Origin of the sequence: Saccharopolyspora antimicrobica (assembly GCF_003635025.1) — a bacterium.
In the GTDB taxonomy this organism is placed as follows: Bacteria; Actinomycetota; Actinomycetes; order Mycobacteriales; family Pseudonocardiaceae; genus Saccharopolyspora; species Saccharopolyspora antimicrobica.
In genome coordinates this window covers 2,454,606-2,481,083 of record NZ_RBXX01000002.1, presented here as the reverse complement: position 1 = coordinate 2,481,083, position 26,478 = coordinate 2,454,606, and the positions used below count along the sequence as shown (strand labels likewise).

The following is a 26,478-nucleotide window of genomic DNA, read 5'->3' as shown; positions in this document are numbered from 1 at the left end:
CGGCGTGCAGGCGGGCCGCTACTTGATGCCGCCCAGATGGGTCGTCAGGCGGTCGAAGATCCGGCCCAGGACCTCCTGCTCCTGCTCGTCCAGGATGTCGACCAGGTTCTCGCGGACGCTGGCCACGTGGCTCGGGGCGGCTTCGCGGAGCTTCGCCGCGCCTTCCTCGGTCAGCACCGCGAGGACGCCGCGGCCGTCGTCCGGGCACTCGTCGCGGCGGACAAGGCCTGCCGACTCCAGCCGGCGGATCTGGTGCGAGATGCGGCTCTTGGAGTGCGCCACGTCGTGGGCCAGCTCGCTCATGCGCATTCGCTGGTCAGGGCGTTCCGACAATCGGACCAGGATCTCGTAGTCCGCGATGGACAGGTTGTGGGTCTGCAAGTCCCTGTTCAGGCGGTGCTCCAGCAGCGCGCTGCCGACGATGTAGGCGCGCCAAGCCGCCATTTCGCGGTCGTTCAGCCATCGAGTGCCCTGCTCCGTCACTTGATCAGGCTACCTGCCAGCACCGACGCACCGAAAAATGATTTGCCACCTGACCATTCGGCGCGGATACCATCGGACCGTGCCCGGCTTCGCGGAGCAGGACCCGCAGCGGATGCCGCTGACCCGACTGGTGGGCTTGACCGGTCGGCGGCTGTCCCAGCACTGGGAGCGGACCGTGGCGCGCAGTACCGAGCTGAGCCGGACGGCCCTGCTCGTGCTCAACGCTCTCGACCACCAGAACGACCAGACCCATCGTGAAGTCGCCCGGCGCTGCTGGGTGCGTCCGGCGACGCTGACCCCCGTCGTCGACGCCCTGGCGGAAGGCGGGCTGCTCACCCGCCACCGGGATCGCAACGACCGGCGGGCGGTGAGACTGCGCATCACCACCCGGGGGCGCGCGGAGCTGCACTCGGCGTGGCAGGCGGTGCGCGCGGAGTTCCAGCGGATCGAACCGGACGTCCCGGCGGCTGAGGCGGCGATCGTCCGGCAGTACCTGATCGCGGTCCTCAGCGGGCTCGACGAGGAAGGAGGCGGATGTGACCACAGCGGTTGAAGTGACCGACCTGGTCAAGCGGTACCCGAAGGCCGGCAGCAACGCGGTCGACGGGCTGAGCTTCCAGGTGGGTGCCGGGGAGGTCTTCGGGCTGCTCGGGCCGAATGGCGCGGGCAAGACCACCACGGTCGGCATCCTGACCACCCGGGTGCTGCTGACCAGCGGCACCGCCCGCGTCGCCGGGGTGGACGTGGCCGCCGACCCGGTGGCCGCGCGCAGCAAGGTGGCCGTGGTGCCGCAGCGGGTCAACCTGGACCGCTCGCTGAACTCCCGGCAGAACCTGATCTGGCACGCCGCCTACCACGGGGTGCCGCGCGCCGAGCGGCACCGGCTCGCCGACGAGCTGCTGGACCGGATGGGCTTGGCGGACAAGGCGAAGGCGCGCGTCGACGACCTCTCCGGCGGGCAGGCGCAGCGGCTGATGATCGCCCGCGCCCTGATCCACAAACCCGAGGTGCTGTTCCTGGACGAGCCGTCCACCGGCCTGGACCCGCAGGCCCGGCTGTTCGTGCACGACCGGATCAACGACCTGCGCTCCGAGGGCGTGACCGTCGTGCTCACCACCCACGACATGGACGAGGCGGAGAAGCTGTCCGACCGCGTCGGCGTGGTCGACCACGGCAAGCTGCTGACCCTGGACACCCCGGAAGCGCTGATCAAATCGCTGCCGGGCAGCGGCACGGTGGACGCGACGCTGCGGCCGAACGGCTACGAGCCGGAGCGCATCTCGAAGCTGCTGTCCGCTGTGGACGGTGTGCAGCGGGTGGAGCAGATCAGCAGCGGCACCGCGGCGGACGGCGAGGCGGAGCTGCGGTTGCGGCTCTACGTCGGCGGCGAGGCGGCCGCGCTGCTCGGCCCGGTCGCGCAGACCCTGCACGAGCACCGCGTTTCGGTCAGCGATCTGGCGCTGGGCTCGGCCACGTTGGAGGACGTCTTCATCGATCTCACCGGGAGGGAACTGCGATGAGCTCGGTGCGGGCCTTCACCGCGGTGCTGGGCCGCGACGTGTTCGTGACGGGCCGGGAGCTGCCGAGCTTCCTGGCGCAGGTGCTGGTCCAGCCGGTGGCGCTGCTGTTCATCTTCGGCAAGGTGCTCAGCGAGCTCGGCTACGCCCAGCCCGGCTACGCGCAGATCCTGCTGCCCGGCATGATCGCGCTGAACGCCTTCCTGGTGTCGCTGCAGAACACCTCCTTCCCGCTGGTGCTGGACTTCTCCTACTCGCGGGAGATCGAGGACCGGCTGCTGGCGCCGCTGCCGATCAGCTGGGTGGCGGTGGAGAAGATGCTCTTCGGCGCGCTGCGCGGGCTGTTGGCAGCGGTGCTGATGGTGCCGATCGGCATGGTGATGCTGGGCGAGATCAACTGGAACTACAGCGGCCTGGCGTTCGCCCTGCTCTGCATGCTGCTGGGCTCGTTCGCCGGTGCGGCGGTCGGCCTGACGGTGGGCGCCGCGGTGCCGCCGCGGCGGATCAACATCATGTTCGCGGTGATCCTGGCCCCGCTGATGTTCACCGGTGCGACCCAGTTCCCGTGGGCGCAGCTGGAACACCTGCGCTGGTTCCAGGTCCTCTGCGCGATCAACCCGCTGACCTACGTCAGCGAGGGCATGCGCGGCGCGCTCCTCCCGGACGTCCCGCACATGCCACCGTGGATCTGCGTGGTGGCGCTGCTGATCTCCTGCGTGCTGTTCGGAGCCCTCGGCATCAAGTTCTTCCTCCGTCGGGCTCTCGACTGACGTCCAGGCGTTCGGCGGAACAGATTCGCGCTGACGGCGGATGAGTTCGGGGCCGGTACCGTGCTTCCGTGTAGGGGGATTTGCGACCCCGCTCCGCAGGGAGGACGCCGGTGGCGACTCGCACGCTCGTCAGGCAGCTGCAATCCACGATCTACCGGGCCGAGCAGATGACTCCGGTTCGCCCGCTGGCCATGCCGCCGCCCGGTTCCGGGCTGAAGCCGGTCTTCGGCAACCCGGGGCTGCCGGTCATCGGGCACACGGTCACCGTGCTGACCGACCTGCTGGAGGCGTCGCGCCGGCGGTACGCCGAGTTCGGGCCGGTGTCGTGGGGCGTGATGCTCGGGGCGAAGACGGTCACCGTGATCGGCCCGGACGCGCTGGAAGCGCTAGCCACCAACCGCGACAAAGCCTTCGGCAACGAGGGCTTCTACGACTACCTGATCGGCCCGTTCTTCCGCCGCGGCATCCTGCTGCTCGACTTCGACGAGCACCTGCACCACCGGCGGATCATGCAGCGGGCCTTCACCCGCGACCGGCTCATCGGCTACCTCGACGTGATGACACCGGCGATCGAGCGAGCCCTGGCCCAGTGGCGGCCGATCGATCGATTCCCGGTCTACACCGCGGCGAAGCGGCTCACCCTCGACCTGGCCACCGAGGTCTTCGTCGGCGAACGGCCCGGTGCGGAAGCCGATCAGCTCAGCCGGGCGTTCGTGGCTGCGGTGCACGGCGGCCACGCGCTGGTGCGCGCCGACGTGCCCGGTGGCACCTGGGCGCGCGGGCTGCGCGCACGCCGGTTCCTGGAGAACTACTTCCGGGAGCGGATCCCGATCAAGCGAGCGGGTTCCGGGCAGGACCTGTTTAGCGTGCTCTGCCGGGCGCAGTCCGATGACGGCGACAGCTACTCGGACGAGGACATCGTCAACCACATGATCTTCGCGCTGATGGCGGCGCACGACACCAGCACGATCACGCTCGCCATGACGGCCCACTACCTCGGCAAGCACCCGGAGTGGCAGGACCGCGTCCGCGAGGAGTCGCTGGCGCTGGGCGAACCGGCCATCGAGTACGGCGACCTGGAGCGGCTGCCCGCGCTGGACATGGTGGTGAAGGAGTCCATGCGGATCAACGCCCCGGTCGGCGGCCTGTTCCGCGAAACGGTCAAGGACACCGAGATCCTCGGCCACTACATCCCGGCCGGGACCAAGGTCGCGGGCCAGGTCTACGCGACGCAGCGGATGCCGGAGTGGTGGTCGAACCCGGACGTGTTCGACCCGGAGCGCTTCGCCGAACACCGCCGCGAGGACAAGAGCCACCGCTACGCCTGGGCGCCGTTCGGCGGCGGAGCGCACAAGTGCATCGGCATGCACTTCGGCGTGATGGAGGTGAAGGCGATCCTCCACCAACTCCTGCTCCGCTACCGCTGGAAGGTCAGCCCCGACTACGAGCCCCCGATGCGCTACGGCACCGGCCCCATGCCCACCGACGGCCTCCCCATCAACCTCACCCGCATCCGCTGAGGGACTTTTCCACCGGGCTCAACCGGGGCGACTCAGCGGTCGAGGTGCCCGGCCTTGATGGCGATGAGGAAGTTGCTCCAGGACGGGTGGTTCACGCGTAACGTGCCGCCGTCACGATCCTTGGTGTCGCGGATGCAGGTGGTCGACTCGCCGATGGCGAGTTCGACGCACGCGCTCTGCTGAGTGCTTCGGCTGGACTTCCGCCAAGGCCCGATGTTTGCGCTGATCAAGCTCCGCCAGCCCCTTCGGCATGCTTGGCGAGACCTGGCGGCCGCACCGCGCGCACGCCGGAGGCGGCGAAGGCGCGCTGACCGTGTGGCAGCTCATCGCGCACGTCGAGGCCGAGCGACGACAACGGGAACGCGCCGGGCGGCACCGACTCCGCGAACCGGAGTCCACATCGGACGAGCCTGGCTCGCCGCTGGAGCTGCAGCAGCGCGTGCTGGACGGCCTCCGCAACCTCTGACCACCTGAATTCCGGTTCGCCGCCGCTTCCCCCCCGACCTGCGGCGCCGAGCCGGACGGCCGGTCGGCGCGTCGTCCCTCCCCGCGCGCCGGCCGGCCACCCCGCCTCGGGAAATCCAGGGACGTTCGCCCGTATGCCGCATGGGAGTGAGCACCCGGCCGTTCCTGATCCGGAGAACAGCTCAACTTTCCTTCAGGACATTAGTCCATTCCGGTGATTTACGCCGTTCCGGCCTGCAAAAGTCCTGTTCCTATCCCCCCTAACCGAACATCTCTCGTGCGAGGAACCTTGAAGAGGCTGATTGCACCCCTGGCCACGGCTGCGTTACTGATCGGGCTGGCGGGCTGCGTCCCCGGCATGCCGACGCCGCCGAGCAACCCCGAGTCCGGCTCCTCGGAGACCGGCTCCTCGGAGACCGGCTCCTCGGAGACTGGCCAGGCATCCGAGGAAACGACCAGCGGCCCTGTGGGATTCGGTGAGTTCGCCCAGGTCAGCAAGGACCTCGGCGCCAAGCTGAAGGTGTCCGTCGGCGCGCCCGCCGACTTCACCCCCACGGACTCGCTCTTCGAGCCGGAGCGCGGCAAGTACGTCGCCGTCGACGCCCAGGCGGAACTGCTCGCGGGTACCGTCGACAACATCAGCGATGACGAGTTCACGCTGGTCGACTCGCAGGGCAACCGGTACGAGGCGGCCACGGTGTCGCTGGACAACATGTTCCTGCACCTGCTGACCGAGGGCGAGCCGGTCTCCGGGAAGATCGTCTACGACGTCCCGGCGGACGCGACCGGGTTCACCGTCGAGTACGCGCCGACCGACTCGCAGGAGAAGGAACTGGGCGTGCTCGCCAGCTGGAAGTGACGTCCCAGCTCTCCTGGCCGGGTCGTTCGAGTCCTTTCCGGGCTTGAGCGATCCGGCCATTTGTCGCTCGGTAGAGCTAAAAAACCAACACTATTGAGCGACGGCTATTTAGTAACGATTTTATGCAATCGATCAAGCTGGCCCGTTTGTCCTGTTCAAGCGGTTGATCGGCGAGATCGCGCTCCCATCGGCCCGCGCCAGCGGCGGAAGGGCCCGGGTTAGCGTCCGTCCCGGCACTTGATCTCCCAGGTCAACGGCCGACCGCACAGGCGCTTCCCGGCCGACGCCGGACGCTGTCGAGCACATTCCCCGACGGGCCAGGAGCCGATCATGAGTTCACGGACGACCGCCGCCAGGCGCAGGATCCAGCTGGGTGCTGCGCTCGGTGCGCTGTGCGTCGCGCTCACCGGTTGCGGCACGGCCCCGGCGGCTCAGCCCGAGCAGATCATGGCTCGGGCCGATCTCGGCATGCAGGCGCCGGCCAGCACCTTCACCGAGTTCCCCACCGCGCCGAAAGACCCTGCGCCGGAGGGGGAAACCGACGGCGTGGTGCTGCGCGTCAAGAAGGACATCGCGGTGCACCACGCGCCCGGCGGGCCGGTGTTCGCGAAGCTGCCCGCGACGCAGCTGGAGAACCCGACCTGGGTGCCGATCATCGCCGAGCGCGGCGCGTGGGCGCAGGTGCTGCTCCCGTCCCGCCCGAACGGCAGTACCGGATGGATCCGCACCGACGGACCGGTCGAACGCGCCCGCACGCCCTACGCGGTCGACGTCGACATCGACGCCCGCCGCATGGTGGTGCGCAAGGACGGCGCGCCGATCGGTGAGTGGGTGGTCGGCGTCGGCGCACCGGCTTCACCGACCCCGCGTGGCCGGACCTACGTCATGGCCGCGATCGAGGAGACGGTGACCAAGTTCAGCCCGATCATCCTGCCGTTGGGCACGCACTCCAACACCTTCAGCACCTACGGCGGCGGACCCGGCACCGTCGCGCTGCACGGCTGGCCAGAACCATCGGTGTTCGGCCAGGCCAGCAGCGACGGATGCGTCCGGGTGCCCGACGACGCGCTCCAGCTGCTCACCACGCTGCCGCTGGGCACCCTCGTCCACCTGCGGTAGCCCGCGGATGGAACACCCCGAAGTGAAACGAATTGGGAGGGCTCTATGCGTAAAACTGCTTGCCTCGCAGGCGCATTCGTTGCCGGCGCCGGACTGCTCGCCGGAGGAGTCCCGGCCTTCGCCGACAGCGCGGACAACGACGGCATCAACATCGGCAACGACAACAACCTGAGCGTTCTGCCGGTCCAGCTGTGCGGCAACAACATCACGGTGATCGGCGCGGTCGTGTCGATCCTCTCGCCGCAGGGCAACCAGTGCGTCAACGCGCCGATCGTCGACCACCCGGACGGCGACCCCACCCGCCCCACCCCGCCGGTCGACGGTGCGACGCCGCCGGTGGAGGGCAAGACCCCGCCGCCGGCGGAGAACACCCCGCCGCCGGCGGAGAACACCCCGCCGCCGGTGCAGGCCGTGAACCCGCCTGCCAAGGTCGTGGACCCGGGGAACCGCGAGCTGCCCACCGCGCCGGCTCCGGCCCTGGTGCGCGGACACCACGCGGTCACTGGCTGATCGCGTTAATACCGCCACCTGAATGGGTGCAAGACGCTTTTCGAGCTGGCGGGCAATGCGGAACACAACTACATTCCGGAGCTGCGTAGTTTACTACGCGCTCCACGTGGTCGTCCTGGCTCGGACGGCCACACCCCCTGCGGTGGTGCCCGGCGAAGTACTCCCCCTCTCTTCGCTGGGCACCACCGTTTTTGTTCCTTTAGCGGCTGATTCGCGCGGAGATACGAGTATCGGGCCCGCAGCGCCTGCGGTGGCCCGACAGGCGTTTCCGGCTGCGCGCTCGCACGTGCGCCTACCAGCGACGTTGCGGTCTGCGGGGCGATTTCTCGCGAAATCGTCACCCCGCCTGAGAGCGGAATGCCGATTTCGCCGAAATCGCCCACGCGGCCGAGTCGACGTCGAGCGCGACTTCGCCGCTTGCCGAACGTTTCGTCCGGTAAGCGGCGAATCGGGCCGATAGTCGGTAAATCGGTCAGAATTGTTGATTTTGCGTCGGAATTCCGAATGGTGTCGCGCGCTCAGACGAACGACTTCGCGGCCGCGAGGAAGGCGTCGTTCTCCTCCGGCCGGCCGATCGTCACGCGGGCTCCCTCGCCGACGAAGGCGCGGACCACCACGCGGTTCTGCAGGCAGTGCTCGTTGAAGTCCGCCGTCCGGTCACCCAGCGGGAGCCAGACGAAGTTCGCCTGGGTCTCCGGGACCTCGTAGCCGAGCGACACGAGCTCGCGGTGCACCCGCTCGCGCTCCGCGACCACGTTGGCACAGCGCTTCCGCAGCTCGTCCTGGGCTTCCAGCGAGGCGATCGCGGCGACCTGGGCGAGGGCGTTGACGCTGAACGGGATGATCACCTTGCGCAGCGCAGCGGCGACCTCCGGCGGCGCGATCGCGTAGCCGACGCGCAGACCGGCCAGGCCGTAGGCCTTCGAGAAGGTGCGCATCGAGGCCACGTTGCGGCGCTCGCGGGTGATCTCCACGCCGTCCGGCGCGTCCGGGTCGCTGACGAACTCGAAGTACGCCTCGTCCAGGACCACCAGCACGTCCTCCGGCACCCGGTCCAGGAACGCGTCGAGCTCGGCCTTGCGCAGCAGCGTGCCGGTCGGGTTGTTCGGGGTGCACACGAACATCAGCCGGGTGGCCGGGGTGATCGCGGCGAGCATGGCCTCCAGGTCCAGCGCGTGCTCGCCGGTCAGCGGTACCGGCACCTGCTTGGCGCCGACGACCTGCGTGATGATCGGGTACGCCTCGAACGACCGCCACGGGAAGATGACCTCGTCCTCGGCGGTGCAGGTGGCCTGCACCAGCTGCTCGCACAGCGCGACCGAACCGCAGCCGACGGCGATCCGCTCCGGCTCGACCCGGTAGTGCGCGGCCAGCGCGTCGGTCAGCCGGCCGACGCCCATGTCCGGGTACCGGTGCACCTCGCCTGCCGCCTGGTTGATGGCCGCCACCGCGCTGGGCAGCGGGCCTTCGGAGACCTCGTTGCTGGCCAGCTTGATCGAACCGGGCACGGTCCGGCCTGCCACGTAGGCGGGCAGCTGGTCGAGGTCGGCACGGGTGCGCACGCTCATCTCTGCGACTCCTTCAGAGGTCGGTCACGGTGACGTTAACCTGCGGGGGCTCCGCGAAACAGCCTGCATTCGACGTCGCGACCCGGCTCCGGTCAGTGCAAGCGGCTGGCACATTCCGGTGATCTTGTGGAGTACTCGCTGGTCCGACCGGATGACGTTGTTGACTGGTGTTCACCTGGGCGTGATTCCCTGCACGGCATGACCGAAACCCGGACCGAGACGCTCGCGCTCACCGACGGCAACGAGCTCCGCCTCACCGTTGCCGAACCGGACAACGTGGTGCGCGGCGGGCTCGTCTTCCTGCACGAGACCCGCGGCGTCACCGACCGGGTGCGAAGGCTGAGCAGCGCCCTCGCGGAGGAGGGCTGGCTCACCGTCGCACCGCACCTGTACCACCGCGACGACGAGCCCGACCAGGTGCGGAGGCTGTCCGGCGACTCGATCCTGGCCGACACCGACGCGTCCTTCGTGTGGCTGTCCGACCAGGGCGTGCCCGCCGACCGGCAGGGCATCATCGGCTTCGACATCGGCGGCGCGGCGGCGCTGGTGGTGGCCGCGAGCCGCACGCTCGGCGCGGCGGTCAGCGTCGGCGGACGCGGCATCCTCGACCCGCTGTCGGACGGGCTGCCGCCGCTGGTGGAGATCGCCGACGAGCTGTCCTGCCCGTGGCTCGGGCTGTACGGCGACGACGAGGGCGTCGAAGCCGACGAGGTGGACAAGCTCCGCGAGGCGGCCGACGCGGCATCGGTGGTGACCGACGTGGTCCGCTACCCGGGCGCGGGGCACCGCTTCGACCGCGATCCGGAAGCAGCCGCGGAGGCCTGGCGCCGCGCCAAGAACTGGCTCGACCTCCACCTGCGCTGATCAGGACGTGTTTCCGCAGCTCAGCGGGGTGATCCAGGCTTAAGTGGACCCCCCTTGAAAAGGGCTTGGGAGGGCCCTGTAGTCTTTTCTCCGGTGGCCACGAAGGACGCCGGGAGGCTTCGCCTAGTCTGGTCTATGGCGCCGCACTGCTAATGCGGTTGGGGGTTACGCCCCCTCCCGGGTTCAAATCCCGGAGCCTCCGCAGCGGTTCCTACCGTAAGGTGGGAGCCCACAAATGAACAAGCGCCCGTAGCTCAACGGATAGAGCATCTGACTACGGATCAGAAGGTTAGGGGTTCGAATCCCTTCGGGCGCACGTCTGGTCGAGACAGCAGGAACCCCCTCCAGCAGGGGGTTCCTTGCTTTCCGGGGTCTGACGGAGGGCTGATCAGGACCGCCGCCAGACCCCGAGTGCCAGTTAATGGCCAGTTTTCGGATCCGCGTCCAGGCGGACCACGGAGTCGAGCACCTCAGCGCTGCGCCGTGATTCCAGCCCCCGGCCCATGTAGGTGTTGTAGGTGGTCCACGGGTTGGAGTGGCCCAGCAGGTCGGCGATCTCCCGGGCGGTCATCCCCGCGCCGTCGAGCAGCGTGGCGAAGGTCTTGCGGAGCGTGTGGAAGGTCACCCACTCGTAGCCCGCGCGCTTCCGGAACGGCAGCCAGACCCGGTTCGTCAGGTTCTGGAAGTTCAGATAGCCGCCCTTCGTGTTGGTGAAGATCGGTGACTCCGGGTCGACCTTGCCGAGCTTGGCCCGGCGCTCCAGGAGCATCTCGACGCACCAGTCCGCCAGCGGAATGTCCCGGTCCGCCGATTCGGACTTGCCCGAGTTGCGTACCGTACCCCGGCCACGGGCCTGGATGAGGTTGCCGGACATCCGCAGCTTCTTCGCCTCGGCGTCGAAGTCCTTCCAGTGAGCTCCGAGGGCTTCCCCGGCCCGCTCGCCGGTCGCAGCGACGAAACGCACGAGGTCCGGCAAGTCCTTCTCCCCGGCTTCCTCGTCGGCGTCGAGCTTGCCGAAGAACGCCAGCAGCTGGGACGCGTCCATGGCGCGGGGTTTCTTCCGCTTGGTCTTGGCCCGGCGCTCGGTCAGCTGGGCAATCTCGCGAACCGGGTTCGTTTCAATCGCGCCTTCCTGAATCGCGAAGACCATCACGCCGTTGATCACGGCCTTGACGTGTTTGGCCAGGCTCAGGCTGTTCGCCTTCAGCTTGTTCTGGCACAGCGCGTTGATCACCGGTGCCTTGATCTCGAACAGCCGCAGGTTGTCCAGGCTCTTGGCCACGTGGTTGCGGTAGGCGTCGGTGTAGGTGTCCAGCGAGCTGAAGGAGTAGATCCCGTTCTCCGCATCAGCCTTGAACTGGGCCAGCCACATCTCTGCGGCGGTACGGAAGTAGTCCTGCGAGGTCAGCCTCGCCCCGGCCGACTGGGCCACGATGTTCTTGATGGCATCCCGTACAGCCTGCTTGGCCAGCTCCTTCGTCCGCGCCAGGCGGCGGATGTCCGTGTAGGTGCCATCGGTGCGCCGGTACCGGCAGCGCGCCTTGAACGAGCCCCCGACCTGCTTCACCTTGATCTCTCCGCTACTTCCCGGCGAGAGCGGCAGGCGTCCACCCATCAGATCACCCCCTCGGCCTGGGCCTCGAACCACTGCTCGACGTCGTCGGGCTTGTACCGGACGTACTTGCCGATCTTGCGGCCGGTCGGGCCGAAGCCGCGGCTGCGCCACTGGTAGAGCGTGCCGACGGGGACTCCGAGGTAGGCCGAGACGTCTTGGATGCCCCACAGGTTGCGGATCATGGTCAGTCTTTCCTTTCGGTGGCGTAGCGGTGTTTGCGTGCTTGGCGGGTGCGCTCGGCGATGGCGGCGGCGAGTTCACGCTCTTCGTCGCTGCGGTGGCCGACAGAGGTCATGTCCCAGTGGTTGACCACGGCGACGGTGTCGGCGGTGACGCCGAGCTCGGCGAGGTTCTGCTCAAAGCGCCAGGTCTGGCGGTCCTCGCGGAGCTGCTTGAACGTGGTCGAGTAGGCGCGGGACTTGGACAGGAAGTGCCCGCGGAAGGCGAGCATGTGGCACCAGCGCCGCAGGTTGAGCTCGGCGAGCGGTCCGGGGACCTGGCCGCCGTTGTTGCAGGTGGCGCAGTGGTCGATCTCCGCGCACGGGCAGGCGCCGGCCTGGTGCTCGCCGCCAGGGTGGCAATCCGGGCAGGCCACCGGCGCGCCGAGGTCCCACGCGGTACGCATGATGCGCTTGTGGTGCTCGGTGGTGCGCAGCAGCTCGATCTGATCGCGGGAGCGGATCGGGCGGTCCGCGGCTTCGGACTTACCGGTGCCCTTGGTGGCGTACTTCGCCACGTAAGAGGCGATCCGGTCATCGCTGATCGTGCCGGAGGCGTCTTCGAACTGGTGCGCCTGCGCGGGCCGGACCGGGCGGATGTCGACCTGTTCGCCCCAGGCGAGTTCGAGCACCTGGCCGTCCCCGAGGGCTGGGGTGGTGACGGTGGTGTCGGCGTGCGCGGCCTGGACGGCGGCAGCCAGGAGCTCGGCCGTGGCCCACGGCGGGGTGCTGTCGGCAGCCCCGTCGGGGCCGTCGAGTCGGATCACGGCGTGAAAGTGGATGACCCCGCGCCGCTGGAACTCCGCGACCTTCGCATACGAGAGCCGGGCGTGGTCGCCGAACTCGCGGACAGTGAGCCCGGCCGCGCGGGCGAGGTGCCGCCGGAGCTTCTGCGTGAAGCGGTTCCACAGCTTCCCGGAGTGCGCCTGCCACAGCACGTGCCCGCGGTAGTCGTAGGCCTCCGGGTCGGTCGGCTGCCCGATCCTCGGATCATGTTCGTGGTGGTAGGTGCCGCAGCGGCACGGCACGAGCTTCCCGGAGGCGGTGGTACGGCGGTTGTGGACCGGCCCGAAGCTCGGAGCGGTGAGGGTGACGAACAGCCGCGGCTTGTCGGCCACCTCCAGCGGGACGCCCTTGGAACCACCGGACAGGCCCGCTCTCATGAGCTGGAAGGCGTCGGCGGCGTAGCGGTCGGAGCAGGCCGGGCAGACCGATTCGCGGCGGTTGCCGCACGGGGACAGGATGTGCCCGCTGGTCTGCGCCGGGCGGCCGTCCGGGCGGGTGAGAACCTGGCCGGTGGTCTTGTCGGTGAGCTGCCACAGGCCCGACAGCCGGACCGGGTGCAGGCAGCCGTAAACGTCTTCGACCTTCGCGCGCCAGTCGCGGTAGTCAGGGGCCTGGATACGCCGCTGGATGCGGTCGACGTCCGGGAATGTGGGCAACACCATCAGGTGGACCTTTCGAGGGATGGAGCCCGGCGAGCAGCGCCACCAGGTCCATCGCCCCGCGGTACTGCCCGCCGAGCGTGGTTGTGCTGTGTCGTATTCAGTTGTTCCGCAACGGGTTTCAGGCGAAGCTGTGACCGTTGTGGGCGCGGATCTCCGCCGCGATCTTCTCGGCCATCGATTCCGGGACCTTCGCGGCCGCGCGAACGTCGGCAGCCGTGAACTCCCGGCCCTCGCTGCTGGCTTGGGTGTAGGCGTCGCGCACCTTGCCCGCCAACGCGTCCGGCAGCAGCTTCAGCGCCCGAGCCGGAACCTCAACCCCAGTGGCCAGGACCGAACGCGCAGGTAGCGAAGGCTCCACCGGAGCAGGCACCGCTGGTTCGGCGACCGGTTCAGGCGCCGGGACCGGAACGGCCGGCTGGTCCGGCACCGTCTCCGGGGCGTGGTCGTCCGGGGCCTGGTCGGCGGTGGCGTAGATCAGCAACATGACCTCGCGTTGCCGGGCCTGGATGACCGGGATGACCTCGGCGATGCCGTAGACGATCACCGGAATGATCGCGTGCACCGCCGCCGACCCGAGGTTGAACTCCTGCCAGCGGCCCCGCAGCACCGGCGTGATCTGCGGGATGACGTTCATGGCCAGCGTGGAGGCCAGCAGCACCCGCTTCAACCGCGACCACCACTCGTGATCCGGGGACTGGCCGTAGGAGAGGATCACGGCCTCGAAGTTCAGGATCACGATCAACAGCCCGGCGAACATCGGCTCCACCGTCCACGCCGCCCACCACAACGGATCGGCCTTGGTGGCGTCCCCGGCCAGGAACTTCTGGACACCGGCCGTGGTGAACACCAGCCCGAGCGAGAGGAAGAACCACAGCCCGATCAGGGTCCGCCGTCCCTGCCTCTCCAGCTCCACAGCCCGCAAGTCCGGATCCCGCACCAGCCCCCGCAGCTCCCGAGCCTCGGAAATCCGGTCACCGAGCCTGCGAACCCGCCTGGTCTTACCGACCTCCTCCGGGGCGTTGTCCTTGCGCTTGCGACGCAGGCCCACTGTCGGCTCCTTCCTACTCACTGTGGGGCTTGAACAGGGCGAACAGGCCCCGGATGGTCAGGACCAGGCCCAGGCCTATCCCGATCGCGATACCGGGGCCGACCAGCAGCCACACCAGCGCCAGGCCGCCCGCGACGAGCGCCAGGAGGAGCAGGAGCGTCAGGATGGTCTTGCCGGTGATCTCGAAATGAATGTGCTGCACTGTTGTTTTCCCTTCTCTAGACCGGATATCCGCGCTTGCGCATGGCTTCGTCGCGGAGCAGGTCGACGCCTTCGAGCAGCCCCGGGCCGTCGGCGAGCAGCTGCCGGAACTTCTCGCGGCTGATCACCGCCGTCACGGCCTGCTCGCCGCCGGAGCTGAACGTGGTCAGCTCGATCTCCACGCCCCGCGCGGTCGGGTGCAGGTCGATGAACCCGTCGGCGACCGACGCGTGGAAGTGGTACTTGTTGCCGTGCATGTGGTTGTCCTTTCAGGCCGCCGCAGCCGTGCGGCCGGTGCGCTGAGATCAGGCGATGTCTTCTTCGTCCTCGATCTCGTCGGCGTCGATGTACTCGATCCCGTCGTCTTCGTCGATCTCGTCGTCTTCGTCGTCGACCTCCATCGCCTCGAAGTCGAAGCTGTAGATGTCGGCCGGCATGTCCAGCTCCGGCTCCTCTCCGGGGTTGACGTCGGTGCGGAGCTCGGTGACGGTGCCCAGCGCGGTGCAGAACGCCACGAGCTCGGCGATGTCGGCATCGGAGCTGTAGGGGGCGCGGACCCGGAGGGGTTCCCGCTTGCCGTCGCGCTTGGCGTAGGCGACACCGGCGAGGATCTCGGGGATCTTGTCGGCGAACGCGCCCATGTCCCGCATGCCCTCGCCCAGGCACATGTCCACATACGACGCCGAGTCCAGCCGCAGCGCGATCTTGGTGGGGAACAGCCCGCGCATCGGGACGTGTTCCTTCGTCGGCTCCTGGGTTGCGGCGACGATCCGCCCGCCGACCGAGCGGTACTGCGTCAGGCCCTTGGAGATCAGTTGCTCGAACAGCACCGTGATCGCCTTGACCGCGTAGGAGGTCATCGCGGCCAGCTCATCGCAGAGCAGCAGCTCCAGCGGCGTCTCCCGCGACGGGGTGAACGTCCGCACCCCAGCACGGCCCAGCTCCAGCTTCCGCTCATCGAGGGTCTTGACGTAGGCCTTCATCAGGTCAAGGCCGTCTTCGTCGTTGTCGGCGAAGGCGTGGAACATGGCCCGGCCCATGCCGAACTCCTGGCCGCCCTTGGGGTCGATCACCCACAGCCGCACCAGCCCGGCGCGGATCAGCGGGGCCAGCGACCGCAGCAGCGACCACAGCCACGAGCCCTTACCCGCACCCGTCGCCCCACCCAGCAGGACATGCAGGTCCCGCTCCAGCAGGTTCAGGGAGAACTCCCGGCCGTACTCATCGAAGCCCACCGGCAACCGCCGCAGATCAACCGCGCTCGTGGACTCGGCCAGCGCCGGGAGCGGGACGACCATCTCGTCGAACGGTTCGCACCGCTGGAAATCCAGCGCGAGCTTGCCCGGCTTGACCAGCCGCACGTTGGTCGAGCGCGCCCGGAACGCGTTCGCCAGCCTGTTGATCACCTTCTCGAAATCCTCCGGTTCCTGGCCCTTGGCCATCCGAACGGTCACCGTGTCCCACGACCACGTGCTTTTCACCCGCGTCACACGCGGCATGAGCGTGTTGCCCTTGTGGTCGGTGGTGGTCAGGTTGCAGGCGGTCATGATCCGCAGCCATTGCCGCTGGTAGGTCCACCAGCGTCTCCACCACGCCCGCAGCAGGCGACCGGCGAAACGGTCGAACGTCGGCCGGTCCAGCAGCCGCCACGACACCCCGGCCAGGACCGCGATCCCCACGGCCCACAGCATCGTGTTCAGCCCGAACCAGAACACCGCCGCCGAGCCCACCGCCGCCGACCCCGACGACCGGGGATGACCGGCCACCTGCCGGATGCCCCACCGAATCGGCGAGGTGTTCTCCGCGCCCACCAACGTGTTCCGCATTGCCGTTCACCTTTCGTGCGAGCAAAAAGAAACCGGGGCACCCAACCCCGATGTGAGGTTCGGTGCCCCGGCCGAGCAGTGCGCCGGAAATCAGCTCCGGCGCTGGGTCATCGTCATCTTCGCGACCAGGTCGCCGACCGCGTCGCGCGTCTTGTTCAGCTGCGTCCCCATTCCCTTGGGAACACCGAACTTCTTCAGGTCCTCCACCAACGCCAGCATTCGCGCGTCAATGCGCCTGACCTGGTTATGGACGTCGTCACCGAATGCCATCACTTCTTCACGTATCCCTTCGCCACGTTCGGGCCACCCTTGGCCGCGATACCGTCCCGAACCCCGTGCAACGACTGGCAGGCCACGTCCGCCAGCTCCGTGATCTCCTCGAAGTCCTTCCGCTGCACCACGTTGTCTTCCAAGAAGTAGACCTTGTTCAACTCCACGTACAGCGCGTCGATGTGATCCCCGATCCGCTTCAAGCGGTTCACCGCAGGCGTGTTCTTCCGCCCCACCGGCAAACTCAACTCAGCCATGCCAACCCCTTCCTTATCGCGTTTCTCCGGTTACTTCTGCCGTTGCGACAGCACCGCAGCCACGACCGCCGAAACCCCGATCGCACCGATGTGCCAGGCCTGATCGAGCAGCGGAGCCCCACCGCGCTCCAGAAACTCTCCATGCCCGGTCTTGCGCGCCAGCGGCATCATCAGGCCGTGTTCCCGCCGGTCCGCCGCGTAGTGCGTGACCGCCGAAATCGCCTGCGCCGCCACGATTGCCCGACCGCTCAACCTCAAGTCGAGCGACTTGTCCAACCCGACCAGCGCCACGGTGGACAAGGCGGTGTAAGAGGCCACGTGCGCCGCACACGCCCGCGCACCCTCCGGGCCATGACAGCCCTTGCCCTTTGCCTGGGCGTCCGTCTGCACCCAGTAGTCACCGACGTGATGCGCCGCGAACATCCCCGCGAACACCGCCGCGAACACCGAACCCCGAGACATCCCCGCTCCCTTAGTTGAACGTCACGTTGCCGATGAACGTGTGCACGTCGATCCGGTTCTCCACCGGCCCGAGGTTGACGTTGACTACCTCCGAGTCGCGCCGCCTGCCCTCAGCGCTCGCGGTGTTGCCCCAGGACTTGTCGTTCCCCGGCCTGCTCGCCTTGTTGTCGTTGTTCACTTGCTCAGTCCTTCCGCCGAATCTCCGATGCATCCCGAACCGTGGAACCCGAGGCCGCCCATCACCGCTCACCGTTCCTCTCGTCGCAGAACTGATCCTGCGAGTGCCGGTACCGCCGCACTCCGCCGATGTGGCACGCCGGGCAGTACCGCAAACCCACAGACAACATCCGAAACCGTCCTTTCCCATTGGAGTCCATCAAGACCCCCGGAATACCCAAAATGGCCAGGTAGCCGGGGGTCAACAAGGCCTCCCCGGCGCGTCAAATTCGCGCCGAAAAAGGCATAGCTCGGCCCACTTTGTAGTTCTCAAACATCAAGACCAGAACGGTCGGAAAAGGGAATTCGGGGAAAGAAGCGGGATCAGCCCGCGAGCTTGACGCCGGTGGCCTTCCAGGCCAGGCCCGACATCGCGCGGCCGTTCAGCTCGTTCTCCCAGTGCGAGATGCGCGGGTTGATGAACTCCACGATCGCGCCGTCCGGGATCTCCTCCTGCGGCTCGGTCTCCAGCGTCACGCGGATCTCGTCGCCCTTGCCACCTCGGCTGCCGTCGGCCTTCTTGCGGGGCTTGGCGTGCACCGAGATGACGTACTGCGGCGCGCCCTCGAAGTCGGTCACCGGCTCGAACTCGCCGGTCTTCTCGTTCTTCCGCGTCTTAACCTCCGGCTCCTCCAGCACCATCAGTCGGTAGCCCTCCAGCAGCACCGGGATGTTCCGCAGCATCTTCGCCTCCGTCGATCTGAGGTTCATAGTTTCCTAGGTTCCTAGGAACGTGACAGATCATAAGCAGCCTCGCCGCAGCCCGTCAAGGGGGTTTCCTAGGAAACTAGGCAAGTCTGTGGTGTAATTGGTCCATGAGCACAGAGACCAGCGGTTTTGTCCCGATCAGGGACCGCATAGCCGACAGCATCCGGGCTGCAATCCGGTCCGGAGAGCTCGCGCCAGGCGCCAGCCTGCCGAGCCTGAGCGCCATCTCCAAGGAGTGGGAAGTCGCCAAGGCGACCGCCGAAGCGGCGTTGGCCGTACTCCGCGAAGAGGGTCTAGTCATCGCGGGAGGGCGCGGAAGGCCGGCCCAGGTTCGGCGGCCTCCAGAGCGAATCAAGCTCCCCGCGGGGATGGGTCAGGCCATGAAGGACCTCGTTCGACTGCCTGAGGCGGAACGAGCCCAGAATGGCGCGCTGGAGATGACCACGGGCGCAAGCGTCCGCGACGTCGAGTTCGCAGCTGTGTACACCGAGGCGCAGGCTTCCGACGAGTTGGCACAGGACTTCGGGATCGACGCCGGAGCACCGTTGGTTCGGCGCGAGTACTCGATGGTCGACAAGCAGACTGGGATCTACACCTCTTGGTCCGTGAGCTACATCCCGCGAGTGCTGATCGAGTCGAACCCCGACCTTCTTGATGACCGGAATGAACCCTGGCCAGGCGGCCACCAGCACCAGCTCTACACGGTGGGAATCGAGCTTGACCGTCTGGAGACGTCCGTCTGGTCCGTCACCCCGACGGCCACCGAGCGTCAGCAGTGGGGACTGGACGAAGGGGTGCCCCTCCTGCGCGGACGCACCAAGTCCATCGACATCAACGGGCGAACCGTTGAGATCTCTGAAGCCGTCTACCCCGCCGACCGAACCGAAGTCTGCTTCGTCGAGCACCTGGAACGGTGGTGAGCAGTGCCCACCCTCTCGGTTCTCACGCCTGTCGTGCACGGTAAGCACCACTACCTGGGCCAGACTTACGAATCGCTTGTCCGCCAAGAACTCCCGCCCGGGTGGGACTGGCAATGGATCGTGCAGGAAGACGGGGACACCGGATTCCTTCGCGGCGTTCTGCCCAGCGATCCACGGATCTCCGCGGGAGCCAGTCAGCAGGGCAGGGCCGCGATGGCTCGCACCATGGGACTCGCACGCGCCGAGGGCGAGCTGATTCGTGCGCTCGACGCGGACGACGTCCTGCCTGACGGCGCCCTCGAACAGGAGATCAAGGCGCTTGCCAGCTCCCCGGAATACGCCTGGTCAGTCTCGCCCACGCTGGATCTCATGCCCGATGGTTCATTGGTTCCTGGTCCGCGTGACCCCGAGCCCGGCCCCTTGCCGCCCGGAGCCCTGTACGAAGGTCAAGCCGCGGGCAGCCTCCAGGTCGTTGGAACGACGTTGTGCACCTACACGGCGTTGGTCCGAGCGCTTGGAGGATGGCAGGCGCTCTACTCAGACGAAGACGTCGCATTGCTCCTTGCCGTCGAAGCAGTCGCGCCGGGGATCATGCTTCCCGAGCCGGGGCTCCACTATCGGAAGTGGTCGGGAGCAACGACCGCGCAAGCCGACGACTACCAGCCAGCTGACGGAGCCATGCGAAATGCCGCGATCCTGTCTCGGGCTGATGCGCTGCGCGAATCCGGGTGGCGTTGGCCAACCGCCGGCGAGGCCCGCATCTAGAAGGCCGAAGTTGAATCACGGCGCTGCCTGGGCCCAGCCGAGCAGCGCCGTCTTCTTTGTTCAGCGATCAATGCCCGTGGTGCCCGGCCTCGTGCTCGTCGAGTGCCTGGCGCTGTCCTCGTTCGAACTGCTGGCCGCATGCGTAGCAGGACCACGACAGCCGTGACTGCCATTCGGTAACCGTCTCGCCTTGGCGTTGGGCCATGTGGGGACGCCAAGCTTTAGGCTTCGGCGGTTCCGGCCGTTGTTCCGGCCGAGGCGCTGCCTGAAGACGTGGTAGTCGCCAACCTGGCTTGATCATCTGGATCACCTCCGAGCTAGCTCCTTGGCCCGTCGACGTCATCAGAATTTTCGGACATTGAGGCCAGTCAGGCCAGATGATAAGGCCAGTGAGGCCGTTGAGGCCAGCCAGGCAGCACAGGCCAGTTTGCGGCCATACGTTCGGGTCATGCGGCTGCTCTCATCTGGCGAGCTGGCGAAGGAGCTAGGAATCTCCCGCCGGTCGATCAGCCGCTATGCAGACGAGGGGTTGATCTCGATCGCACTCGTCACGCCGGGCGGAAAGTACCGATTCGACCTCGAAACCGTTCGGGCAGAACTGCGCACGCTCGCCAGCAAGCACCGTCAGGAGCGCGAGTAGCTGCGGGCTCCGCCAAGGTCCAACAGGAAGCCGTGGCTCCAGCCCGCGTGTGTTTAAACTTTCTCTACTTCATCAAGGGCGGCCCCTGCGGGGCCGCCTGCCTGCTGTATGCGAGCCCAACCGCGGCCGCCGCCCGCTGTATGCGAGCCCGGCCCGGCCGGCCCGGACCGCGGGGCCCGGCCTGGCGGCCACCCACGGCCGGACCGGCGGGCCGGGCGCGAGCGGTGGGCGGCGGCCGCGGTTGGGCGCGAGCGGAAGGCAGGCGGCCCCGCAGGAGCCGCAGAAGTGGAAGCCTGGAGCCCGGAAGTCCCGGCTGCACGGGGTCGACTGGGCGAGCCGTTGAAGTACGGTGCTGGGCGCGTCACGGGGCTGGTCGCCTTGCCGCTCCAGCCGACGTCGAAGTGGCGCGTGCCGAACGGGGTTGCCTGGTTGTGGTCCCGATCCAGGTTGCCAATTTATGGCCAGTAATCACCCGCAACCAATGGCAAACGTCGTCATGCAAGGCGAAACCGGTTGGGATAGTCAACGCAGGTAGCCGGAGGTGTTGGCAGACAACGAAAAACGTCGTCCACTGTGGAAACTGGATCAGAAGGTTAGGGGTTCGAATCCCTTCGGGCGCACGTCTGGTCGAGACAGCAGGAACCCCCTCTAGCAGGGGGTTCCTTGCTTTTCGGGGTCACCCGCTCTCCCGGGCGGATCTGCGTCTCAGGCTGCCCGGGAGTCGCGCACGTCTCACGTTCGCGTCAGTTGGAGGTCAGAGGCGGCCAGAGAACGTCGCCGCTCTGCGAGCCCACGTAGCCAGAGCCAGGGGCGGGAACGGTGGACCCGGTGCCGGGGTCGCCGCCGGCGGCGGCCGCGTAATGGTGTCCTGGCACCGGTGGTGTGACGGTGGTTTCGCAGCGGTAGGTCTGCCCGGCCTCGGTGAACGAGGTCTGGCAGTGATGGGCAGCGTCACGCTGATCTTGCTGACCCTCGGTGTGCACCAGCCACACGTCCATGGCGTATTCGGCGACCGGTTCCAACGAGGTCACGTCGAGCCAGATCTGCACGCTGTCAGCGCTGGGCTTGATGCAGGGGTTGAGCATGACCGGCCCCCTGCGGTGCGCGCCCCGGCATTGCGGAGGTACCTGCGCGATCGGCGCCCACCGTTGACGCGGGCCGCTGTGAAGGCGCGGAGGACGCGCTTGGATCGGCGCTGCTCGCAACTGGGGGAGGTGGCGTCGGATCGACGGGAAACAGCCACGCTCCAAGCCCGACGAGAACAGCGAGAACACCGGCGACGGTCCCGAGAATTGTCGCCACTCCCACCACACCCAGCTTTTTCTGCTTGGCGGGTGGCGGATCGGTGGTCCCGTAGGTCATCGCCCCTGCTCTCCTTTGGCGTTCGGATGAGGAACCCTACCGGCACAGAATGCAATCGGATCATGCCAGAGTGACGCGGCGCAGGGGCAATCTGGCTGATTCGAGTCCGGGCTGCTGTGGGCTGATCTGCTCACAGCAGCGGGAGCCGCCAAGCGCGGCGGGGCGGCGGCATCGTCGGGGCATGAGCGACAACGGGAAGCAGCTGATGTTCGACCATCGGCTTCGGGAACGGTTCTTCGGCCAGCGGGTGCTGGTCCTCGACGGCGTGCTCGACGACGACAACGGGACCGTGCTCGCCACTCAACTGCTGTCCCTCGCGAGCGAGGATCCTGGTAGGGACATCGCGCTGTGGATCCACTCGCCGGGCGGTTCGGTGCCCGCGATGCTGGCCATTCGCGACGTGATGCGGCTCGTGCCGTGCGACGTGGCGACGCTGGCACTGGGGCTGGCGTGCAGCGCCGGGCAGTTCCTGCTGTCCGCAGGTACTCCGGGCAAGCGCTTCGCCCTCCCGCACGCCCGCATCCTGATGCACCAGGGGTCGTCCGGGATCGGCGGTTCGGCGGTCGAGGTGGAGGTGCAGGCCGACGATCTGCGGCACACCCGGGACACGGTGCTCGGGATCATCGCGGAGGACACCGGTCAGCCGGTCGAGCGGATCTTCACCGACTCGCTGCACGACCGCTGGTTCACCACCGAGCAGGCGCGCGAGTACGGGTTCATCGACCACGTCGTGGACGATCTCGGCCAGGTCCTGCCCGTGCGCACGCACCGGATGGGTCTCGCCTCGGCGACGGGGGCGAGCGCATGAGCACCTACACCATCCCCAACGTCATCACGCGCAGCGCGGGCGGCGAGCGGATCATGGACGTCTACTCGCACCTGCTGTCGGAGCGGATCGTCTACCTCGGCACCGCGATCGACTCCGGGGTGGCGAACGCGTTGATCGCCCAGCTGCTGCACCTGGAGGCGGACAGCCCGGAACGCGAGATCAACTTCTACATCAACTGCGAGGGCGGCGACCCGTCGGCGATGCTCGCGCTGTACGACACGATCCGCTACATCAAGGCGCCGGTGGCGACGACGTGCGTGGGCCAGGCGGTCGCGACCGGTGCGGTGCTGCTGGCCGCGGGGGAGGCCGGTCGCCGGTCCGTGCTGCCGCACACCCGGGTGGTGCTGCACCAGCCCGCTGCGCAGGGCCGCGGCACCATCCCGGACCTCATCATCCAGGCCGACGAGGTGGTGCGGGTGCGCACTCAGCTGGAGGAGATCCTCTCCGAGCACACCGGCCGTGCCGTCGCGGATCTGCGGCACGACACCGACCGGGACCGCGTGTTCGACGCGGCGGGCGCCGTCGAGTACGGGCTCGCGGACCGGGTCCTCGACCAGCGGTCCTGAGGGCTCAGGCGGCCATGAGCACGGGGCCAGCGGGGCGGCGCACGGGTGCCGCGCCGCGGATCCGCTGGACGTCGCCCGCGATGCCGATGAGCAGTTCGGCCAGGTCGACGCCCAGCGCTCCCGTGACCGCGGCGATCATCTCGCTCGACGGTTCCTTGCGGCCGCGTTCGATCTCGGAGAGGTACTGCGGCGAGATTCCGGCCCGCTCCGCGATGTCGACGAGGCGGACACCTCGCTTCTCCCGGGTCGCGCGCAGGCTCCGGCCCAGCACCTCGCGCCACAGCGGGTCCGGTTCGCGATCCGGCGCGGGGGTGCGCTTCTGGTGGAAGGGAAGGATGTCCGCCATGACCGTCATCCTGGCACCTGTCCCGTGCCTGCGGGCCGCAGTTCTGCTCCAGGCGGAACGCACGCGCCTCTCGCCCGCCGGTTGAGCGGCGGGCGAGAGGCGCGCGTTCTCAGTCGTGGGCCTCATACGGTGCGGACGCAGGAGCACTGGCCCGCGATGAGGGTGCCTTCCTCTGCTTCCCGGGTTGCGGCCGAGACCGTGACGAGGTCGCCATCCTCGGCCGGGAGCGCCGCCGCTGTTCCAGCCTGTTCCTCGCTCGCAACCCGCTCGGTTCGCGGCCAGACGACCATCGCGGTGAGGGCTCCGAGCGCCGCCAAGGCCGCCAATACGACCCAGGTGGTGGTGAAGCCCGCGCGGGTCGCGACCCAGCCGGCGATGGGGTAGGTGACCAGCCAGGCGAGGTGGGACAGCGAGAACTGGGCGGCGAAGACCTCGGGGATGCCGCTCGGGTCGACCGCTCGGCGCAGCACCCGGCCGGTCGGTGTGATGATCAGCGCCATGCCGCCGCCGATCGCCACCCAGATCACGCCGGTCAGCAGCGATGCCGCGATGCTCGCCGCGGACATCGCGACCGCCGCGCCGACCGCGAGCAGCAGTACCGCGGCTCCGGTCAGCATCACCAGCCGGTCCGCCACCCGGTCCAGGACGCGGGGCAGGACGAGGGCCACCAGCAGCGTGCCGGTTCCGGATGCGGCGAGCATCCAGGCCACGTCGGACTGGGTTCCGCCGAGGACGTCGCGGACGTAGTTCACGGTGTTGACGACCACGATGGAACCGGCGGCGGCGACCACCAGGTTCAGCGCCATGACGCCGCGCAGGCTCGGCGTGGCCGCGAAGGTGCGGATCCCCGACACCGCGCGGTCCCAGGCGTTCGTGCGCGCGCTGGGGCGCGCGTCGGGAATCCGGGTGGACAGGACCAGCAGTGCCGACACCGCGAATCCGACCGAGGTGCCTAGGAACAGCAGGTTGAACGTCATGAAGGTGAGCGCCACCGCCGCCAGCACCGGGCTCAGCAGGCTCTCCATCGTGGAGGCCACCTGCGACGCGGACAGCGCGCGGGTGTAGTCGGCCTCCTTGGTCACGATGTCCGGGATCACCGCCTGGAACGTCGGGGTGAACGCCGCCGACGCGGTCTGCAGGACGCCGATCAGCACGTAGATCTGCCAGACCTCGGTGACGAACGGCAGCGCGAGCACCACCAGCGCCCGCACCACGTCGAGAGCGGTGAGGAACCAGCGCCTCGGCAGCCGGTCGACGTACGCGGCCGCCAGCGGTGCGACGACCACGTACGCCACCATCTTGATCGTCAGCGCGGTGGCGAGCACCGCGCCGGCGCGCGGTCCGGCGAGGTCGTACGCGAGCAGGCCCAGCGCGACCGTGGCCAGGCCGGTGCCGAACAGCGCGATGACCTGAGCGCCGAACAGCCTCCGGTAGTCGCGAATCGCGAACAGCCCCATGTCCCTCTCCTCCCGATCGATACCCCTAGGGGGTATCTGTACCGGAAGTGTGTATATACCCCTGAGGGGTATATGTCAACGTGGGGATCAGGTGGTGGGGGACCAGGCCGGGTCGCGGCCGAGGAACGCCATCAGCTCGCCCTGCGCCGAGGCTCCGGCCGCGACGGGCACGGCGGCGCCGAACTGCCCGCTGTCGCGCAACATCTGCTCCACCGGCCGCATGGCCGACAGCGCCGCGCGGCAGCGCTCCTCGCCGAGGTCGGGCTCGCGGCCGAGTGCCTTGGCGAGATCCCAGGTGTGCATCCAGACGTCGGCCGCGTAGAACTGGTCGATCGCTTCGTCGACCGGCTTGTCGCCGGTGTGCGGGTTGCTGAGCACCCGCCCCGCGGGGTTGTCGAGGATGGCCTGGATGTCGGTGACGTGCTGCTTCCAGGCGGCGACCGGGTCGGCCGCGACGTCCAGGGGCGGGAGCTCGATCCCCGCTCCCACCACGAAACCGCGGGACCACTCGACCAGGTGCTTCACGATGTCGAGCGCCGTCCACTCCGCGACCGGGCTCGGTCGCGACCAGTCGTCGGCCGCGGCGGACTCGACCAGCTCGGTGAACCGGGCGGCGTCCTGCGCGTGCTGCTGGGCCGTCACGTCAGGAGCCCTTCGCGAGCAGCTCGTCGAGCTTCTCGTAGCCCTCGCCGACTCCGGTGTCCATGCCGCTGGCGAGGATGCCGTCGCGGGTCTCGAAGTCCGCCACCACGCTCAGCGTCCGCAGCCGCGTCCGGCCGTCCGGGAGTTCCTCGAAGGTCAGCGTCTCCAGCGCGACTGCGTCGGGCACGCCCTCGAAGGTGAAGGTCCACACGATCCGCTCCCGCGGGCGTACCTCGTGGAAGCTGCCGTAGAAGGCGGCGATCTCCTCGCCGTCGCGGTCGTTGGCGAACGCCCAAGCGCCGCCGGTCCGGGCGTCCCAGGTGGTGATCCGCGTGGTCACCGAGCGCGGCCCGACCCACTGCGCGTAGAGCTCCGGGTCGACGTGGGCGCGGAACACCTGCTCGGGCGTCGCGTCGAACTCCCGGGTGATCTCGATGGTCGGGGTCTTCTCGCCCGCCGCGATCCTGGTCTCGTTGCTCATGACCTGTCCGCCTCTCCGTGCTTTTCAGTGGTGGTTGCGCTTGGAAGTGATCCCGCGTTTTGCGGCTTCTTGTGGCTGGGTTGCATCACGGTCCCCTGAGGTGCGGTCGAGCAGGACTCCGGTTGACGCAACGGGTGTCATGACGCGTCTTTCTTCCGGTTCGGCTGTTCTTCGTTCATCCGGCCGAGCAGGGCGTCGAGGCGCTGGTAGCGCTCCTCGGCTTCCCGGCGGTAGCGCTCGATCCACTTCGACATCAGGTCGAACACCTCCGCGTCCAGGTGGACCGGCCGGCGCTGGGCGTCCCTGCTGCGGGTCACCAATCCGGCGTCCTCGAGCACCTTCACGTGCTTGGAGATCGCCTGGAGGCTCATGTCGTAGGGCTCGGCGAGCTCGCCCACGGTCGCGTCCGCACCGGCCAGGCGGGCCACCAGTTCCCGCCGGGTCGGGTCGGCCAGCGCCGCGAACGCCCGGTTGAGCCGCTCGGTGCTCTCGTCCAACGCTTGTCCTCAACTAGTCGGTTGAATAA

Annotated in this window: 35 protein-coding genes and 2 tRNA genes; 16 read left to right on the top strand and 21 right to left on the bottom strand. The window is 68.3% G+C overall.

Features of this window, described 5'->3' with window-relative positions; translation table 11 throughout:
- Positions 1–18: 18 nt before the first annotated feature.
- Positions 19–444 (bottom strand): MarR family winged helix-turn-helix transcriptional regulator, encoded by a 426-nt coding sequence (locus ATL45_RS12225; protein ID WP_093151390.1) that lies wholly within the window; start codon positions 442–444, stop codon positions 19–21.
- Between the two features lie 118 nt (positions 445–562).
- Here ATL45_RS12225 and ATL45_RS12220 point away from each other — a divergent pair, with 118 nt between their 5' ends.
- The 4 genes from ATL45_RS12220 to ATL45_RS12205 all read left to right on the top strand — a co-directional run bounded on the left by ATL45_RS12220 (position 563) and on the right by ATL45_RS12205 (position 4,290).
- Positions 563–1,036 carry a MarR family winged helix-turn-helix transcriptional regulator gene (locus ATL45_RS12220; protein ID WP_246025295.1) on the top strand — a complete coding sequence of 158 codons (474 nt, stop codon included), beginning with the start codon at positions 563–565 and terminating at the stop codon, positions 1,034–1,036.
- Positions 1,020–2,003 carry an ABC transporter ATP-binding protein gene (locus ATL45_RS12215; protein ID WP_093150169.1) on the top strand — a complete coding sequence of 328 codons (984 nt, stop codon included), beginning with the start codon at positions 1,020–1,022 and terminating at the stop codon, positions 2,001–2,003. The genes ATL45_RS12220 and ATL45_RS12215 overlap by 17 nt, the downstream gene beginning before the upstream one ends.
- Positions 2,000–2,770, top strand: coding sequence for an ABC transporter permease (locus ATL45_RS12210; RefSeq protein ID WP_093150165.1), 771 nt, complete (start codon positions 2,000–2,002; stop codon positions 2,768–2,770). Before ATL45_RS12215 ends, ATL45_RS12210 begins: the two co-directional genes overlap by 4 nt.
- 110 nt (positions 2,771–2,880) lie before the next feature.
- On the top strand, positions 2,881–4,290 hold the full coding sequence (locus ATL45_RS12205; RefSeq protein ID WP_246025294.1) for a cytochrome P450: 1,410 nt from the start codon (positions 2,881–2,883) through the stop codon (positions 4,288–4,290).
- 32 nt (positions 4,291–4,322) lie between these two features.
- On the opposite strand, the gene ATL45_RS12200 is transcribed toward ATL45_RS12205, so the two are convergent.
- Positions 4,323–4,520 carry a DUF397 domain-containing protein gene (locus ATL45_RS12200; protein WP_093150163.1) on the bottom strand — a complete coding sequence of 66 codons (198 nt, stop codon included), beginning with the start codon at positions 4,518–4,520 and terminating at the stop codon, positions 4,323–4,325.
- A gap of 20 nt (positions 4,521–4,540) precedes the next feature.
- On the opposite strand from ATL45_RS12200, the gene ATL45_RS12195 reads away from it, so the two are divergent.
- The 4 genes from ATL45_RS12195 (at position 4,541) to ATL45_RS12180 (ending at position 7,243) form a co-directional block, all read left to right on the top strand.
- Positions 4,541–4,756 (top strand): hypothetical protein, encoded by a 216-nt coding sequence (locus ATL45_RS12195; protein ID WP_093150160.1) that lies wholly within the window; start codon positions 4,541–4,543, stop codon positions 4,754–4,756.
- 288 nt (positions 4,757–5,044) lie between these two features.
- Positions 5,045–5,614, top strand: a complete 570-nt coding sequence (locus ATL45_RS12190) for a DUF4352 domain-containing protein (RefSeq protein WP_143121598.1) — start codon at positions 5,045–5,047, stop codon at positions 5,612–5,614.
- A 330-nt stretch (positions 5,615–5,944) separates the two neighbouring features.
- Positions 5,945–6,733 carry a L,D-transpeptidase family protein gene (locus tag ATL45_RS12185; RefSeq protein WP_093150154.1) on the top strand — a complete coding sequence of 263 codons (789 nt, stop codon included), beginning with the start codon at positions 5,945–5,947 and terminating at the stop codon, positions 6,731–6,733.
- 45 nt (positions 6,734–6,778) lie between these two features.
- Positions 6,779–7,243, top strand: coding sequence for a hypothetical protein (locus ATL45_RS12180; protein WP_093150150.1), 465 nt, complete (start codon positions 6,779–6,781; stop codon positions 7,241–7,243).
- A gap of 518 nt (positions 7,244–7,761) precedes the next feature.
- Here ATL45_RS12180 and hisC read toward each other — a convergent pair.
- Positions 7,762–8,811, bottom strand: coding sequence for a histidinol-phosphate transaminase (gene hisC / locus ATL45_RS12175; protein WP_093150146.1), 1,050 nt, complete (start codon positions 8,809–8,811; stop codon positions 7,762–7,764).
- 198 nt (positions 8,812–9,009) lie between these two features.
- Here hisC and ATL45_RS12170 point away from each other — a divergent pair, with 198 nt between their 5' ends.
- The 3 genes from ATL45_RS12170 (at position 9,010) to ATL45_RS12160 (ending at position 9,991) form a co-directional block, all read left to right on the top strand.
- Positions 9,010–9,675 (top strand): dienelactone hydrolase family protein, encoded by a 666-nt coding sequence (locus ATL45_RS12170; RefSeq protein WP_093150140.1) that lies wholly within the window; start codon positions 9,010–9,012, stop codon positions 9,673–9,675.
- Between the two features lie 112 nt (positions 9,676–9,787).
- Positions 9,788–9,877: transfer RNA gene (locus tag ATL45_RS12165), tRNA-Ser, on the top strand.
- A gap of 41 nt (positions 9,878–9,918) precedes the next feature.
- Positions 9,919–9,991, top strand: a tRNA-Arg gene (locus ATL45_RS12160).
- Between the two features lie 102 nt (positions 9,992–10,093).
- On the opposite strand, the gene ATL45_RS12155 is transcribed toward ATL45_RS12160, so the two are convergent.
- The 12 genes from ATL45_RS12155 to ATL45_RS12100 all read right to left on the bottom strand — a co-directional run bounded on the left by ATL45_RS12155 (position 10,094) and on the right by ATL45_RS12100 (position 17,920).
- On the bottom strand, positions 10,094–11,290 hold the full coding sequence (locus ATL45_RS12155; protein ID WP_093150137.1) for a tyrosine-type recombinase/integrase: 1,197 nt from the start codon (positions 11,288–11,290) through the stop codon (positions 10,094–10,096).
- Complete coding sequence (locus tag ATL45_RS12150; RefSeq protein WP_093150133.1) at positions 11,290–11,472, bottom strand: helix-turn-helix transcriptional regulator; 183 nt, start codon at positions 11,470–11,472, stop codon at positions 11,290–11,292. The genes ATL45_RS12155 and ATL45_RS12150 overlap by 1 nt, the downstream gene beginning before the upstream one ends.
- Positions 11,473–11,474: 2 nt before the next feature.
- Positions 11,475–12,956 carry a replication initiator gene (locus tag ATL45_RS12145; RefSeq protein ID WP_093150130.1) on the bottom strand — a complete coding sequence of 494 codons (1,482 nt, stop codon included), beginning with the start codon at positions 12,954–12,956 and terminating at the stop codon, positions 11,475–11,477.
- Positions 12,957–13,074: 118 nt separating this feature from the next.
- Positions 13,075–14,004, bottom strand: a complete 930-nt coding sequence (locus ATL45_RS12140; protein WP_093150125.1) for a hypothetical protein — start codon at positions 14,002–14,004, stop codon at positions 13,075–13,077.
- A 13-nt stretch (positions 14,005–14,017) separates the two neighbouring features.
- Positions 14,018–14,206 carry a hypothetical protein gene (locus ATL45_RS12135; RefSeq protein ID WP_093150120.1) on the bottom strand — a complete coding sequence of 63 codons (189 nt, stop codon included), beginning with the start codon at positions 14,204–14,206 and terminating at the stop codon, positions 14,018–14,020.
- A gap of 16 nt (positions 14,207–14,222) precedes the next feature.
- The gene (locus tag ATL45_RS12130; RefSeq protein WP_093150116.1) at positions 14,223–14,462 is read right to left on the bottom strand and encodes a hypothetical protein; all 240 of its coding nucleotides are present in this window, start codon (positions 14,460–14,462) and stop codon (positions 14,223–14,225) included.
- A 48-nt stretch (positions 14,463–14,510) separates the two neighbouring features.
- Positions 14,511–16,031, bottom strand: coding sequence for an FtsK/SpoIIIE domain-containing protein (locus ATL45_RS12125; RefSeq protein WP_121505331.1), 1,521 nt, complete (start codon positions 16,029–16,031; stop codon positions 14,511–14,513).
- A gap of 90 nt (positions 16,032–16,121) precedes the next feature.
- Entirely contained in the window at positions 16,122–16,301 is a 180-nt protein-coding gene (locus ATL45_RS12120; protein ID WP_093158223.1) for a hypothetical protein, read from the bottom strand.
- On the bottom strand, positions 16,301–16,558 hold the full coding sequence (locus tag ATL45_RS12115; protein ID WP_093158186.1) for a hypothetical protein: 258 nt from the start codon (positions 16,556–16,558) through the stop codon (positions 16,301–16,303). Before ATL45_RS12115 ends, ATL45_RS12120 begins: the two co-directional genes overlap by 1 nt.
- Before the next feature lie 30 nt (positions 16,559–16,588).
- Positions 16,589–17,020 (bottom strand): DUF3307 domain-containing protein, encoded by a 432-nt coding sequence (locus ATL45_RS12110; RefSeq protein ID WP_093158184.1) that lies wholly within the window; start codon positions 17,018–17,020, stop codon positions 16,589–16,591.
- Between the two features lie 10 nt (positions 17,021–17,030).
- Positions 17,031–17,198, bottom strand: coding sequence for a hypothetical protein (locus ATL45_RS38810; RefSeq protein WP_170210219.1), 168 nt, complete (start codon positions 17,196–17,198; stop codon positions 17,031–17,033).
- A gap of 362 nt (positions 17,199–17,560) precedes the next feature.
- On the bottom strand, positions 17,561–17,920 hold the full coding sequence (locus tag ATL45_RS12100; protein ID WP_093158221.1) for a hypothetical protein: 360 nt from the start codon (positions 17,918–17,920) through the stop codon (positions 17,561–17,563).
- 131 nt (positions 17,921–18,051) lie between these two features.
- Here ATL45_RS12100 and ATL45_RS12095 point away from each other — a divergent pair, with 131 nt between their 5' ends.
- The 3 genes from ATL45_RS12095 to ATL45_RS12085 all read left to right on the top strand — a co-directional run bounded on the left by ATL45_RS12095 (position 18,052) and on the right by ATL45_RS12085 (position 20,269).
- Entirely contained in the window at positions 18,052–18,864 is an 813-nt protein-coding gene (locus ATL45_RS12095) for a GntR family transcriptional regulator (RefSeq protein WP_093158181.1), read from the top strand.
- A 3-nt stretch (positions 18,865–18,867) separates the two neighbouring features.
- Complete coding sequence (locus ATL45_RS12090; RefSeq protein WP_093158179.1) at positions 18,868–19,629, top strand: glycosyltransferase family 2 protein; 762 nt, start codon at positions 18,868–18,870, stop codon at positions 19,627–19,629.
- Between the two features lie 448 nt (positions 19,630–20,077).
- The gene (locus tag ATL45_RS12085; protein WP_093158176.1) at positions 20,078–20,269 is read left to right on the top strand and encodes a helix-turn-helix domain-containing protein; all 192 of its coding nucleotides are present in this window, start codon (positions 20,078–20,080) and stop codon (positions 20,267–20,269) included.
- A 743-nt stretch (positions 20,270–21,012) separates the two neighbouring features.
- Here ATL45_RS12085 and ATL45_RS12080 read toward each other — a convergent pair.
- Positions 21,013–21,354, bottom strand: coding sequence for a hypothetical protein (locus tag ATL45_RS12080; RefSeq protein ID WP_093158174.1), 342 nt, complete (start codon positions 21,352–21,354; stop codon positions 21,013–21,015).
- Between the two features lie 458 nt (positions 21,355–21,812).
- Here ATL45_RS12080 and ATL45_RS12075 point away from each other — a divergent pair, with 458 nt between their 5' ends.
- Complete coding sequence (locus ATL45_RS12075) at positions 21,813–22,439, top strand: ClpP family protease (protein WP_093158171.1); 627 nt, start codon at positions 21,813–21,815, stop codon at positions 22,437–22,439.
- Positions 22,436–23,026, top strand: a complete 591-nt coding sequence (locus tag ATL45_RS12070) for a ClpP family protease (protein WP_093158169.1) — start codon at positions 22,436–22,438, stop codon at positions 23,024–23,026. Before ATL45_RS12075 ends, ATL45_RS12070 begins: the two co-directional genes overlap by 4 nt.
- Before the next feature lie 4 nt (positions 23,027–23,030).
- On the opposite strand, the gene ATL45_RS12065 is transcribed toward ATL45_RS12070, so the two are convergent.
- The 5 genes from ATL45_RS12065 to ATL45_RS12045 all read right to left on the bottom strand — a co-directional run bounded on the left by ATL45_RS12065 (position 23,031) and on the right by ATL45_RS12045 (position 26,449).
- Positions 23,031–23,372, bottom strand: a complete 342-nt coding sequence (locus ATL45_RS12065; protein WP_093158166.1) for a helix-turn-helix domain-containing protein — start codon at positions 23,370–23,372, stop codon at positions 23,031–23,033.
- A 122-nt stretch (positions 23,373–23,494) separates the two neighbouring features.
- Positions 23,495–24,829 (bottom strand): MFS transporter, encoded by a 1,335-nt coding sequence (locus ATL45_RS12060; protein WP_093158164.1) that lies wholly within the window; start codon positions 24,827–24,829, stop codon positions 23,495–23,497.
- 87 nt (positions 24,830–24,916) lie between these two features.
- Entirely contained in the window at positions 24,917–25,471 is a 555-nt protein-coding gene (locus tag ATL45_RS12055; RefSeq protein WP_093158161.1) for a TIGR03086 family metal-binding protein, read from the bottom strand.
- 1 nt (position 25,472) lies between these two features.
- On the bottom strand, positions 25,473–25,952 hold the full coding sequence (locus ATL45_RS12050) for an SRPBCC family protein (RefSeq protein WP_093158159.1): 480 nt from the start codon (positions 25,950–25,952) through the stop codon (positions 25,473–25,475).
- Between the two features lie 137 nt (positions 25,953–26,089).
- On the bottom strand, positions 26,090–26,449 hold the full coding sequence (locus tag ATL45_RS12045) for an ArsR/SmtB family transcription factor (RefSeq protein WP_093158156.1): 360 nt from the start codon (positions 26,447–26,449) through the stop codon (positions 26,090–26,092).
- Positions 26,450–26,478 lie beyond the last annotated feature (29 nt).